Origin of the sequence: Bradyrhizobium sp. SZCCHNR3119 (genome assembly GCF_032487775.1) — a bacterium.
Lineage (GTDB): Bacteria > Pseudomonadota > Alphaproteobacteria > Rhizobiales > Xanthobacteraceae > Bradyrhizobium.
Genome location: NZ_JAUEUV010000001.1, coordinates 3,718,924 through 3,731,428 on the forward strand (window position 1 = coordinate 3,718,924; position 12,505 = coordinate 3,731,428).

Consider the following 12,505-nt stretch of genomic DNA (forward strand, 5'->3'; position numbering starts at 1 on the left):
TCATTCCGAGGCAGCCCGAAGGGCTGAGCCCGGAATCCATACTCCCTGGCCGGTGTGCCGAAGCACGCGGGCAACGATCGGCCGTCAAACTTCTGTTCGTGGTTATGGATTCCGGGCCCATCGCTTCGCGACGTCCCGGAATGACGGCGACTGTTGTTTCGGTCGGCAGATCGGCTAAAACGCCTGCCATATTTCGACGTAATGTGAAGGACGACGAATGAACATTCTTCCCGGCAATATGCGGTTCGGCGCAGGACAGCCCGTCAAGCGGCTGGAGGATCAGAGGCTGCTCACCGGGAAGGGGCAGTTCATCGACGACAGGTCGGAGGAGGGCGCGCTCTGGCTCTACGTGCTGCGCTCGCCGCATGCCCATGCGAAGATTGCCTCCATCGACGCGACAGCGGCGCGTCAAATGCCCGGCGTCGAAGCCGTGTTCACCGGCGAGGATCTGATCGCGGACAACATCGGCACGATCCCGACGCTCGCCATTTTCAAGCGGCCCGACGGCAAGCCGATGACGGTGCCGCCGCGGCGGCTGCTCGCGCACGATCTGGTGCGCTTCACCGGCGAGCCGGTCGCGGCCGTGGTCGCCACCTCGCGCACGATCGCACAAGAGGCAGCCGAAGCCATCAGCATCGACTACAAGGTGATGCCGGCGGTGGTCGACCCGGTCGGTGCCATCAAGCCCGGCGCGCCGGTGGTGTGGGCCGAGGCGCCCGACAACATCGTGGCCGCGATGAGCTATGGGGATGCCGCCAAGGTCGAGGAGGCCTTTGCCGGCGCCGCGCACAAGGTCTCGCTCGAGATCGCCAGCCAGCGGTTGATTCCGTCCGCGATGGAGCCGCGCTCGACCATCGCCGAGATCGAGAAGAAGACCGGCCGTCTCATCCTGCACGTGCAGTCGCAGACGCCGGGCTCGACCCGCGACGTGCTGGCCGATATCTTGAAACGGCCGAAGGAGAATGTGCGCGTGCTGGTTGGCGACATCGGCGGCGGCTTCGGGCAGAAGACCAATCTCTATCCGGAAGACGGCATCGTGGCCTATGCCGCGACCAAGCTGAACCGCAGGATTCGCTGGCGCGCCGAGCGCACCGATGAATTCGTCGGCGGCACCCATGGCCGCGATCTCACCTCGACCGCCGAATTCGCGCTGGACGCCAAGGGCAAGGTGCTGGCCTATCGCGTGCGCTCGATCGGCGCGACGGGCGCCTACTCCTCAGGTGCCGGCAACATCATTCCGCTGGTGCTCGGACCCTTCGTGCAGACCGGCGTCTACGATCTGCCGCTGGTGCATTTCGAGGTCAAGACGGTGATGACGCACACCGCGCCTGTGGGTGCTTATCGCGGCGCGGGCCGACCCGAGGCGGTGTTCATCGTCGAGCGGCTGTTCGATGCCGCAGCGCGCCAGATTGGCATCGATCCGCGCGCAATCCGCAAGGCCAACTACATCAAGCCGGCGCAGCTGCCCTACACCAACGCTGTCGGGCAGGTGTACGATTCCGGCGCCTTCGCCCACATGCTGGAGCGCGCCTCCAAGCTCGCCGACTGGGATGGTTTCAATGCCCGCAAGCGCGAGGCGAAGAAACGCGGCATGCTCTATGGCCGCGGCCTCACCAGCTATATCGAGTGGACCGGCGGCCGCGCCCACACCGAGAAGGTCTCGCTGCACGCGACCGCCGAGGGCCGCGTCATCCTGCATTCCGGCACCATGGCGATGGGGCAGGGTCTGCAGACCACTTACACCCAGATGATCTCGGACACGCTCGGCATTCCGCTGGACAAGATCGATGTCGTGCAGGGCGACACCGATCTCGCCACCGGCTTCGGCAGCGTCGGCTCGCGCTCGCTGTTCGTCGGTGGCACGGCGGTCGCGGTTTCCTCCAACGACCTGATCACGAAGGCGCGCGAGAAGGCCTCAAACCTGCTGGAAACCTCGGTCGAGGACATCGAATATCGCGACGGCGTCCTCAGCGTGGTCGGCACCGACCGCCGCATCAGCCTGTTCGAGCTCGCGCAGAAGGAGCAGGGCGCCAAGCTCTCGGTCGACAGCGAAGGCGAGGTCGATGGGCCGAGCTGGCCCAACGGCACCCATATCTGCGAGGTCGAGATCGATCCGGAGACCGGCGTCACCCGCGTGGTGCGCTACACCACGGTCGATGACGTTGGCGTCGCCGTCAATCCGATGCTGGTCGCAGGCCAGATCCACGGTGGCGTGGCACAGGGCATCGGACAGGCGCTCTACGAGGGCGTCGCTTATGATGCCGACGGCCAGCTTCTGACCGCGACCTATCAGGACTATTGCATCCCGCGCGCGGACGACGTGCCGCCGATCGCGGTCACGCTCGACGATTCCGCGCCGTGCAAGACCAATCCGCTGGGCTCCAAGGGCTGCGGCGAGTCGGGTGCGATCGGCGGTCCGCCCTGCGTCACCAACGGCGTGATGGACGCGCTGTTCGAGCTCGGCATCACCAATCTGCAGACACCGCTGACGCCGCAGAAGGTCTGGCAGGCGATCCGCGATGCCAAGGCCGCGAAGGTGCAGGCCGCGGTTTGACGCCGCCATTACGGAGACTCCAGTGATCTTCCAATCTCCGTAGTTGGAGCCGGCCTCTCATCACAGCGACGGTGCGCTCCCCTCCCCCTTGCGGGGAGGGGTTGGGGGTGGGGGTCCACGAGTCCTTCTCTAAATTTGAGAGTTCGAGTCCCAGAGACATCAGCGATCATTGTGGTTCTAGCAACTGCAACCGAGCGCATGCTCTGACCTGCGCGTGGCGGGAAGCGGCCCGATGTCCTATTCCGCCTTTCCTGGAAATACTGAAAGCGAACTCAACTAAGTTAAGCGCGCGTGGATCCCCACCCCCGCTCCCCTCCCCGCAAGGGGGAGGGGAGCGCACGGTTGTTGCGGTGAGAGCTCGAACCGCTTTCCGGGAGAGTGCGCACGCGGGGAGGACGAATTTTGATCTCGTGCCGCGCTTCCGATCAACTGGCTAAGAAGGCCTACCTGTATCCCCTGCGGGTAGCTCCATCAGCACACTGAAATCGCCATCGCCTCCGCTGAAGCGCAAGCTTCCGCCATGCGCTTGCGCGACTTCGCTGGCGATCGCCAGTCCAAGCCCGGAGCCGCGTGAGGTCTCACCCTTTTGAAAAGGTACCACAAGGCGCGCCTGCGCCTCGGGCGGAATGCCCGGACCATCATCCCGGATGCAGATCGCAAGACCAGCGCCGCTCGGCTCGACGATCACCGTCAAGCTGCTTCGCGCGCCATGAACGAGCGCATTGTGGATCAGATTGGCCAGTGCTTCGCGCAGGCTGATCGCGTCGGCCTCGATCACGGCGTCAGCGTCGCACGGCACGAAGCCGATCGAAACTTCACGGTCGAGTGTCAGCGGCACTGCTTGCGATAGCACCGATTTGGCCAAGGCATTGATATCAGTCGGAGCAAGGCGCGGCGCCTGCGCCCGGTGCAGCACCATCGCGTGGTCCAAGAGCTGGTTGGTCAGCCGTCCGAGATCTGCGATCCGTTCCCGCAAAGCCTCCAGCGCCTTGGGCTCCTCGCCATCTGCCGCGAGAAGCTCGGCTTGTGCATCGATGGCGGCGAGCGGCGTCCGCAATTGATGCGTGGCGTCGGCGATGAAGCGCTGCATGATCTTGATGCGCTCGTCGAGCCGCTGCATGAAGCCGTCGATGGCGCCGACCAGCGCCCGCACCTCCGATGGCGGCGTGACCGCGATCGGGCTCAGGTCATCCGGCTTTCGCCGCGCGATCTCGGCCTCGATCCGCGTCAGCGGCGAGAACACCAGCCGCAGGCAGAGCGCGGTGGCGGCGAGTGCGAGCACGCTCATCGCGGCGATGATGCCGATTGCTTTGGATGCCAGGTCCCAGGTCAGCGCCTCGCGCGCGGCAAGGGTCTGCGCCAGGACGATCTCGGCCCAGCCATCGCCCGGCGCCCCGTCGATCTTGCGGGCCACCGCGGCGATGCGCACCTTCTGGCCGCGGAAGGTGCCGTCGCTCAAGCGCACGCCTTTGCGCAACGCGGCCGGCGGTATGTTCGCTGCGAGGTCGTCATAGCCGGCGACCACCACGCCGCGCGGATCGGTGACGCGATAAAAGACAAGATCGTAGGCCGAAAGGGTGGAAAACGCGGCCGCCGGCGGGTCCAGCGTCACCACGCCGCCCTGCAGATAGACATTCTCTGCGATCTGAATCGCTCCGCCGACCAGGAGCTTGTCATAGGCATCGCGCGCCGCGGTGGCAGCATATTGCCATGCCGCGAAGCTGAGAACGACGGCGCCGACCGCGAGGATCGCGCCGATCGCAACGAGCAGCCGCGCGCGGAGCGAGCCGCTGAGCTTACGAAGCTGAGAGCTGATAGCCAAGGCCGCGCTCGGTTCGGATTTCGACTGACGTGCCCGCGAGCTTGCGGCGCAGCCGCGCCACGAACTGCTCGACCGCATTGGGGCTCGGGTCCTGTTCGAAGCTGAACAGCTGTTCGACCAGCTCTTCCTTGCCGACATAGCGGCCCGGCCGCGCGGCCAGGATCTCCAGCACGGTCAGCTCGCGGCGCGTGAGATCGAGCGGCTGGCCCGATACGCTTGCCGTCCGGCCGGCGCGATCGATCGTCAGCGGTCCGATCGTCAAGGTGTTGTCCGACAGCCCGCAGGCACGCCGCAGCAGGGCGCGGGCGCGCGCTTCCAGCTCGCGATAATCGAACGGCTTGACCAGATAATCGTCGGCGCCGAGATCGAGCGCGCTGATGCGGTCGTCGACGGCGGAGCGGGCGGTGAGCACCAGCACCGGCGTCCGTAATCCCTTGCGGCGCAGATGTTTCAGGATGGCGAAGCCGTCCATGTTCGGCAGCATCACGTCGAGCACGATCAGATCGTAGGATTGCACCTCGACCAGTTCGCTGGCGGTGCGGCCGTCCTTCTCCCAATCGACCGCATAGCCGATGCGCTCGAAGCGGTTCACGACGGCGCAGCCGATCTCTGGCGTGTCCTCGACCAATAGGATGCGCAACGGCGTCTCAGCTCCGAGTCAGTTTGGGGTCAGTTCGCCCGTCTATCATCTCTGCCAAGGTTGCCGAAGTGCGCCACGTAAAATTTCGCACTGCAACATGGGGAGGATCGATGACAGTGCATCAGCCGCAGACCCAATTTGCGCCCCTGCTCACCGTCGAGGGCGTGACGCTGCAATATAAGACCCCGGATACGCTCGTCACCGCGACCTACCGCGTCGACTTCAACGTCTACAATTCCGACCGCTTTGTTCTGCTCGGGCCGTCCGGCTGCGGCAAATCCACGCTGTTGAAGGCGATCGGCGGCTATTTGCGTCCGACCGAGGGCCGCATTCAGCTCAAGGGTCGCGACGTCACCGAGCCCGGGCCGGATCGGATGATGGTATTCCAGGAGTTCGACCAATTGCTGCCCTGGAAGACGGTCGGCGAGAACGTCATCTTCGCGCTCACCGCGAGCGGACGCGTCGCCCCGGCGGAGGCGCGCGAGCGGGCGCGGGCCTATATCGACAAGGTCGGGCTGTCGAAGTTCATCGACAGCTATCCGCACACGCTGTCCGGCGGCATGAAGCAGCGCGTTGCGATCGCGCGCGGCATGGCGATGGAGCCGGACATTCTCCTGATGGATGAGCCGTTCGCCGCGCTGGATGCGTTGACCCGCCGCAAGATGCAGGACGAATTGCTGCAGCTGTGGGAGGACACCCGCTTCACGGTGCTGTTCGTGACGCATTCGATCGAGGAGGCGATCAAGATCGGGTCGCGCATCCTGTTGCTGTCGCCGCATCCGGGCCGTGTCCGGGCCGAACTCAACAGCATTCCATCGGACATGATGGGCTCGCCGCAGCAGGTCGCGCTCGAAGGGCGCATCAACGACATGCTGTTCGGTCACCACTGATCGGCCATCGCCAAGAGGACACGTCCATGACCGAAACGCTGGCCCTCCGTGCCGAAATCGTCAATCCGGAAACCCCGCTCGGCGACGTCCAGGTCGAAGCGGGCCTGTCCTGGTTCGAGCGGATCTATCGCCTGGGCGCGGTGCGCAAGGCCTTCATTCTGCTGGTGCTGGCGGGCATCTGGCAGGCCTATGGAACCTGGCTCGGCAATCCGCTGCTGTTTCCGACCTTCACCGACACGCTCGCCGCCTTCTTCGACAATATCCGCAATGGCGTGATTCCGGCGCGCACGCTGGTGTCGATGGAGACGCTGTTGATCGGCTACGGCATCGGCATCGCCCTCGCCGCGGCACTGACGACGATCGCAATCGGGTCGCGCCTTGGCGCCGATCTGTTGGAAGCGCTGACCTCGATGTTCAATCCCTTGCCGGCGATCGCACTGCTGCCGCTGGCGCTGATCTGGTTCGGGCTCGGCAAGGGCAGCGTCGTCTTCGTGCTCGTGCATTCGGTGTTGTGGGCGATCGCGCTCAACACCCATTCGGGCTTCCGCTCGGTCTCCAACACGCTGCGGATGGTCGGTATGAACTATGGTCTGCGCGGGCTGAAGCTCGTGCGCTTCATCCTGATCCCGGCCGCGTTTCCCGCCATCCTGACCGGGCTCAAGGTCGGCTGGGCCTTCGCGTGGCGCACCTTGATCGCAGCGGAGCTGGTGTTCGGCGTATCGTCAGGCTCGGGCGGTCTCGGCTGGTTCATTTTCGAGAATCGCAATCAGCTCGAGACGGCGAACGTGTTCGCCGGACTGTTCACGGTGATCTTCATCGGCCTCGTCGTCGAGAATCTCGTCTTCGCCACCATCGAGCGCAAGACGGTGCGGCGCTGGGGCATGCAGCATTAATTCCGGCTACAACAACAAGTCTGACATGAGGGAGGGAATTATGTCCTGGAAGGCATCACTTGGCGCGGCTGCTCTCGGGCTTTTCGCGCTGCTCGGCAGCGGCGGCGCATCGCAGGCCGAGGTCAAGGAAGTCAGGATCTCCAAGGGTTACGGCATCCTCTATCTGCCGCTGATCGTGATGGAGGACCAGAAGCTTCTGGAGAAGCAGGCCGAGAAGGCCGGGATCGGTCCGCTCAAGGTCAACTGGCTGATGCTCGACGGCGGCAACATCATCAACGACGCCATGATGGCGGGCTCGCTCGACATCGCCGGCACCGGCGCGCCTGGCTTCATCACGCTGTGGGCCAAGGCCAAGGGCATTCCGAGCGTCGAGGTCGTCGGCGTCAGCGGCTTGAGCTCGACGTCGTTGTGGATGAACACCAACAATCCCGAGATCAAATCGCTGAAGGACTTCAAGCCGAGCGACAAGATCGCGCTGCCCGGCATCAAGACCTCGCTGTCGGCGGTGATGCTGCAGATGATGGCGGCCCATGAGTTCGGTCGCGAGAACTACGCCAAGCTCGATCCGATGACGGTGGGCCTGCCGCACCCCGAGGCCCTGGCGGCGCTCACCTCCGGCAAGACGGAGATCACGGCGCATTTCACCTCGCCGCCGTTCGCTTATCTGGAGCTGAAGGATTCGAAGGTCCATCGCGTCGCCAACTCGGCCGACGTGCTCGGACGCATGACCATGGACGTGACCTTCGCGCCGAAGCGTTTCGTCGACGCGAATCCGAAGGTCGTCCAGGCCTTTCTCGACGCGCTGGACGAGGCAGACGCCTTCATCGCCCGCGACAAGGCGGCTGCGGCGGAGATCTACGCGCGGACCGCGAAGGTGAAGACCACGAAGGAAGAGATGCTGGAGATGTTGCAGGATAAGGACACCTGGTTCTCCACGACGCCGGAGGGCATGCTGAAGATCGCCGACTTCATGCATGGCGCCGGTTCCATCAAGGTCAAGCCGGCGGCCTGGCAGGACCTGTTCATCTCGCCGCTACGGGAGCGCAACGGCAGCTGAGCGCAGCTCGCGAACCACGCCGGTCGGTCGGACCGCCATTGGCCCGACGCCCGCGCGGCCTCGAAAGACCGTGCGGCCCGTCATTGCGTCTTCACTCAACCTGTGCTGTGAGAGCTTGGGCACCGGGAGAAGGGGAGAGCGCGATGCGCAGATTTTGGACCGTGCTGGCGGCGCTGGCCACGTTGAGCCTGACCAATTGCGGCTATAACGCCATCCAGACCAATGACGAGCAGGTGAAGGCCAACTGGTCGGAGGTCGTCAACCAGTACCAGCGCCGCGCCGATCTCGTTCCCAATCTCGTCAATTCGGTCAAAGGCTTCGCCCAGCAGGAGAAGGATGTCCTGCTCGGCGTCACCAATGCGCGGGCCAAGGTCGGCAGCATCCAGGCGACGCCGGAGCTCATCAACGATCCGGCCGCCTTCCAGAAGTTCCAGCAGGCGCAGGGCGAGCTGACCAGCGCACTGTCGAAGCTGCTTGTGGTTACTGAGAATTATCCGCAACTGAAGTCGGACGCGCTGTTCCGCGACCTGATGTCCCAGCTCGAGGGCACCGAAAACCGGATCACGGTGGCGCGCAACCGTTATATCAAGGCGGTGCAGGACTATAACGTCTCGATCCGCACCTTCCCGAACAATCTCACCGCGATGATGTTCGGCTACAAGGAGAAGGCGAACTTCACCGTGGACAACGAGCGCGAGATCTCGGTCGCGCCCAAGGTCGATTTCAACGTCCCTGCGCCAGCCCCTGCGAAATAGCCTGGAGCATCCGACCTTGCGCGCAATCCTGGCAGCGAGGGCCCTCGGCGTAGCGCTCCTGGTGTGCGTCCCCTTTCTTGCATCGGCGCTCGCCGACGTCGCCGTCCCTCCGCTCACCGGCCGCGTGGTCGATCAGACCGGCACGCTCGCTGCGAGTGATGTTGCGAGCCTGAATCAAAAGCTGAAGGATCTGGAGACGCGGAAGGGCAGCCAGGTCGCGGTGCTGATGGTGCCGACCACGCAGCCCGAGAGCATCGAGCAGTTCACGATCCGCGTCGCGGACGCCTGGAAGATCGGCCGCAAGAAGATCGACGACGGCGCGCTGCTGGTGGTCGCCAAGAACGACCGGCGGGTGCGGATCGAGGTCGGCTACGGCCTGGAAGGCAGCCTGACGGACGTCACGTCGCGGCGGATCATCGATGAGGACATCACGCCGAAATTCAGGCGCGGCGATTTCGCCGGTGGCATCGCCGCGGGCGTCGATCGCATCATTGGCGTGATCGACGGCGAGCCCTTGCCGGCACCGGAGCCGCAGGCCTCGCACGGGCAGGATCTGGACTTCGAAACGATCGGATCGTTCGCCCCGTTCGTGCTGTTCGGCGCCATCATGGCTGGCGGCATCCTGCGGGCGCTGTTCGGCCGGCTGCTTGGTTCGGCCGCCACCGGCGCGGTGGTTGGCGGGTTGGCGTGGCTGGTCGTTGGCTCACTCGCCGCAGCCCTGTTGTCCGGCATGGTCGGCTTCTTCATCGCGCTGATTGCCGACAGCTTTGCCGCATTCGGGCCGCCGGGGCGCGGCCGCTATGGCGGCGGCTGGTCAGGTGGGTCGTCGGGCGGCTGGAGCAGCGGTGGCAGCCGGTCGGATGGCGGATTCTCAGGAGGCGGCGGCAGCTTCGGTGGTGGCGGCGCCTCAGGAAACTGGTGACGCAATGGGCTGGCACATATGAGCGTCAAACGGATCGCCAGGCATCTTCTGCATCACCGCTGGCTGCAGCGGCGGATCTTCACGCCGGCCGTGCTGGCGCGGATCGAACAGGCCATCAGGAGCGGCGAGGCGACCCATGCGGGCCAACTGCGGTTCGTCGTCGAAGGGGCGCTCGATGGCGCGCCGCTATTCCGCAACCAGCCGGCACGCGAGCGCGCGCTCGATCTGTTTTCGCATCTGCGGATCTGGGACACCGCTCACAACAACGGCGTCCTCATCTATCTGCTGCTCGCCGACCGCGACGTCGAGATCGTCGCCGATCGCGGCATCCACGCCAAGGTCGGCAAGGATGGCTGGGAGAGCATCTGCCGCGCCATGGAGGCAGACTTCCGCGACGGCCGGTTCGAGCAAGGTGTGCTCGCCGGCATCGCCAAGGTGTCGCGCGAACTGGCCAAGCATTTCCCGCCGCAAGCCGGCACGCCGAATGAGCTGCCGGACCGGCCGGTGGTGATGTAGGCGGGCCGAAGCCTCACCACTGCGCGGGCTGGGCCGGTGGCCTGCCGGTCTCGAACAGATTGACCGGTGGCGGGACCGGCTCGCGCGCCGTCTCCAGCCTGTCGTTGCTCCATCGCCAGGAAGCCGGTGCCGGATGTTTGACGCGCATCGGTCTCGTAACTCTCGCGCCGTCGGAGGCCGCTGGGCCGTGTGCGCGGGCCACCGAGATCGCAGCAAGTGAAATCGCAACGGCGCCGACGGTCGCAAGAATGGATTGTCGGATCATGTTGATGCTCCAAGGATGCGTGAAGGATGCGTACAGGAACTCGTGAATAAGGGGACCACGCGCGGCCTGGAGCTCTGTCCAAGGTGCGGGGCAACCGGCTCGTGTTTCCCCTCATTCGGCTTTCAGATGCATCTCGAACCCCCACGCGATTAGGGGCGAAAAGCCGAAAGGACCTTTCGGCTGAAGCCAACATTCGGACCGCTCGTCGGTTTCAGGAAGGGGGAGGATCGCGCGCACGCCATGCTGCTCGCACCGCTGTGAGCGGTGATGAGCTGATCGGCGGCTGGCGGCGCCGATGCGCCGGGACCGAGCCGCATCGGTCCTGCCGTGTGCGTCAGCGATAACGCTCCGCCATCGCGCGCGCGAGCTCGGCCATCATGGCACGCAGCTCGGCAGGCTCCAGCACCTCGGCATCGGGACCGAATCGCAAGAGTTCGGTCGCGGCATGCCATGCCGTCGTGCCGATCGGAATGGTGGCGATGCGCCAGCCGTCGGCGTCGGCCGCGTCCGAGATGCGCGTGCGCGCCCTGACATAAGGCTGGCTCACGACCTCCAACAGCCTGACCCCGCGGGGCGAAAGCCGCACCCTGGCTTCGTTGGGATGCATCTCGGCCTCGAGCCGTTCGGTGGCGGCCTGCCAATAGGTGGCGAGATCGAAATCCGCCGGCCGCGCGAACGTCTCCTCGCGCAGGCTGCAATCGAGGATGCGCGCGACCCGGTAGGTGCGCACGCTGCCGTCGATCTGGCCGGCGAGATACCAGCTGCCGCCTTTGAGCACGAGCCCGAGCGGGGCGATGCGGCGGCGCTTTTCCGCGCGCCAGCTCTGGTAGCGGATGTCGATCATCCGGTCGGCGAGCAGCGCATCGGCGATCCTGCGCAGGTGCTGCGGCTCCTCCGCTTCGCCGAACCATGCCGGGGCATCGAGATGAAACCGCGCCTGCATCCGCGCAGCGTTCGGGCGCAGGCTGGCCGGCAGCGCCGCGATCAGTTTGGCCTGCGCTGCGCTCATCGCGCCGTCGAGCCCGAGTGCGGCCGCGGGCCCCGGCAGGCCCGCCATGAACAGCGCATCGGCCTCCACCGGCGACAATCCGTTCAGGCGTACGCGATAGCCGTCGAGCAGGCGGAAGCCGCCTTCGGCGCCGCGTTCGGCATAGACCGGGATGCCCGCCGCCGAGAGCGCATCGATGTCGCGATAGATCGTACGCACCGAGACCTCGCAAGCCTCGGCCAGCTCGGGTGCGGTGACCCGGCCCCGCGCCTGCAGGGTGGTGAGGATGGAGAGCAGCCGGCTCGCGCGCATGGCGCGTTAAACCATACCTGACACAGGATGTCAGGTATGGGATGGCACAACAGGGCTGCCTTCAAAAACGAGAGGAAGCAGCCCAATGACTTCAGCCGAGAGCTCAGCCGACCGCATCACCCTGTATTATTCGCCGCAGACCCGAGCCACCGGCACCCGCGTGCTGCTGGAGGAGCTGGGCGCGCCCTATGATCTGCACGTCCTCAACATGAAGGCGGGCGAGCAGCGCCAGCCGGCCTATCTCGCCATCAACCCGCTCGGCAAGGTGCCGGCGATCCGCCATCGTGGCCAGTTCGTCACCGAGCAGGTCGCGGTCTACATCTATCTCGCCGACCTGTTCCCGGAGGCGGGATTGACGCCCGCGCTCGATGATCCGCTGCGCGGACCGTATCTGCGCTGGATCGCCTATTACGGCTCTTCGTTCGAGCCGGCGCTGATCGACCATTTCATGCAGCGTCCGCCGGCGCCGATCACGCAGTCGCCCTATGCCGATTACGAGACGATGCTGGGCGCGCTGGAGGCGCAGCTCGCCAACGGGCCTTATCTGCTCGGCGAGCGCATGACCGCGGCCGACATCCTCTGGGGCACCGCCTTCAACTGGACCTTGACGTTCGGTATCGTGCCGAAGCGCGATGTGTTCGTGAACTACGCGGAGCGAATGACCGCGCGTCCGGCCTTCCAGCGCGTGACGGCGGAGGATGTCGAGATGGCCGCCCGCCACGCCGCGGCTATTGGCGGTTGAATGCTGCGCGGCCGCGCAGCTGCGGGCCAGCAATCACGCGCCGTTCGATTGCTGGCCCGTCGCGCGCCGCGCACGCGGCTGAGAGGAAGTAGGTAGCACCCGGGCTCTACAGACAGGGGTACGGCCGCCGTTCAGCGGTGGTCGCTCAC

General features: G+C 65.5%; 12 protein-coding genes. 8 read left to right on the top strand and 4 right to left on the bottom strand.

Annotated features, from left to right (window positions below; all coding sequences use genetic code 11):
- The first annotated feature begins 217 nt into the window (after positions 1–217).
- On the top strand, positions 218–2,554 hold the full coding sequence (locus QX034_RS17260; protein WP_315728855.1) for a xanthine dehydrogenase family protein molybdopterin-binding subunit: 2,337 nt from the start codon (positions 218–220) through the stop codon (positions 2,552–2,554).
- Between the two features lie 433 nt (positions 2,555–2,987).
- On the opposite strand, the gene QX034_RS17265 is transcribed toward QX034_RS17260, so the two are convergent.
- Together QX034_RS17265 and QX034_RS17270 are read right to left on the bottom strand one after the other, a co-directional pair.
- Positions 2,988–4,376, bottom strand: a complete 1,389-nt coding sequence (locus tag QX034_RS17265) for a sensor histidine kinase (RefSeq protein ID WP_315730825.1) — start codon at positions 4,374–4,376, stop codon at positions 2,988–2,990.
- Complete coding sequence (locus QX034_RS17270) at positions 4,351–5,016, bottom strand: response regulator transcription factor (RefSeq protein WP_315728853.1); 666 nt, start codon at positions 5,014–5,016, stop codon at positions 4,351–4,353. Before QX034_RS17270 ends, QX034_RS17265 begins: the two co-directional genes overlap by 26 nt.
- A gap of 110 nt (positions 5,017–5,126) precedes the next feature.
- Here QX034_RS17270 and QX034_RS17275 point away from each other — a divergent pair, with 110 nt between their 5' ends.
- From QX034_RS17275 to QX034_RS17300, 6 genes are all read left to right on the top strand, one after another.
- The gene (locus QX034_RS17275; protein WP_315728852.1) at positions 5,127–5,906 is read left to right on the top strand and encodes an ABC transporter ATP-binding protein; all 780 of its coding nucleotides are present in this window, start codon (positions 5,127–5,129) and stop codon (positions 5,904–5,906) included.
- Between the two features lie 26 nt (positions 5,907–5,932).
- On the top strand, positions 5,933–6,799 hold the full coding sequence (locus QX034_RS17280; RefSeq protein ID WP_315728851.1) for an ABC transporter permease: 867 nt from the start codon (positions 5,933–5,935) through the stop codon (positions 6,797–6,799).
- A 40-nt stretch (positions 6,800–6,839) separates the two neighbouring features.
- Entirely contained in the window at positions 6,840–7,856 is a 1,017-nt protein-coding gene (locus QX034_RS17285; RefSeq protein ID WP_315728850.1) for an ABC transporter substrate-binding protein, read from the top strand.
- A gap of 143 nt (positions 7,857–7,999) precedes the next feature.
- The gene (locus QX034_RS17290; protein ID WP_315701370.1) at positions 8,000–8,611 is read left to right on the top strand and encodes a LemA family protein; all 612 of its coding nucleotides are present in this window, start codon (positions 8,000–8,002) and stop codon (positions 8,609–8,611) included.
- Positions 8,612–8,627: 16 nt separating this feature from the next.
- Positions 8,628–9,533 (top strand): TPM domain-containing protein, encoded by a 906-nt coding sequence (locus tag QX034_RS17295; protein ID WP_316195637.1) that lies wholly within the window; start codon positions 8,628–8,630, stop codon positions 9,531–9,533.
- 18 nt (positions 9,534–9,551) lie between these two features.
- On the top strand, positions 9,552–10,049 hold the full coding sequence (locus QX034_RS17300; protein WP_315728847.1) for a TPM domain-containing protein: 498 nt from the start codon (positions 9,552–9,554) through the stop codon (positions 10,047–10,049).
- A 13-nt stretch (positions 10,050–10,062) separates the two neighbouring features.
- Here QX034_RS17300 and QX034_RS17305 read toward each other — a convergent pair whose 3' ends face one another.
- Entirely contained in the window at positions 10,063–10,314 is a 252-nt protein-coding gene (locus QX034_RS17305) for a hypothetical protein (protein WP_316189478.1), read from the bottom strand.
- Between the two features lie 334 nt (positions 10,315–10,648).
- Positions 10,649–11,614 carry a YafY family protein gene (locus QX034_RS17310; RefSeq protein ID WP_315767161.1) on the bottom strand — a complete coding sequence of 322 codons (966 nt, stop codon included), beginning with the start codon at positions 11,612–11,614 and terminating at the stop codon, positions 10,649–10,651.
- 85 nt (positions 11,615–11,699) lie between these two features.
- On the opposite strand from QX034_RS17310, the gene QX034_RS17315 reads away from it, so the two are divergent.
- Positions 11,700–12,356 carry a glutathione S-transferase family protein gene (locus QX034_RS17315; RefSeq protein ID WP_316195639.1) on the top strand — a complete coding sequence of 219 codons (657 nt, stop codon included), beginning with the start codon at positions 11,700–11,702 and terminating at the stop codon, positions 12,354–12,356.
- The last annotated feature ends 149 nt before the right edge of the window (positions 12,357–12,505 follow it).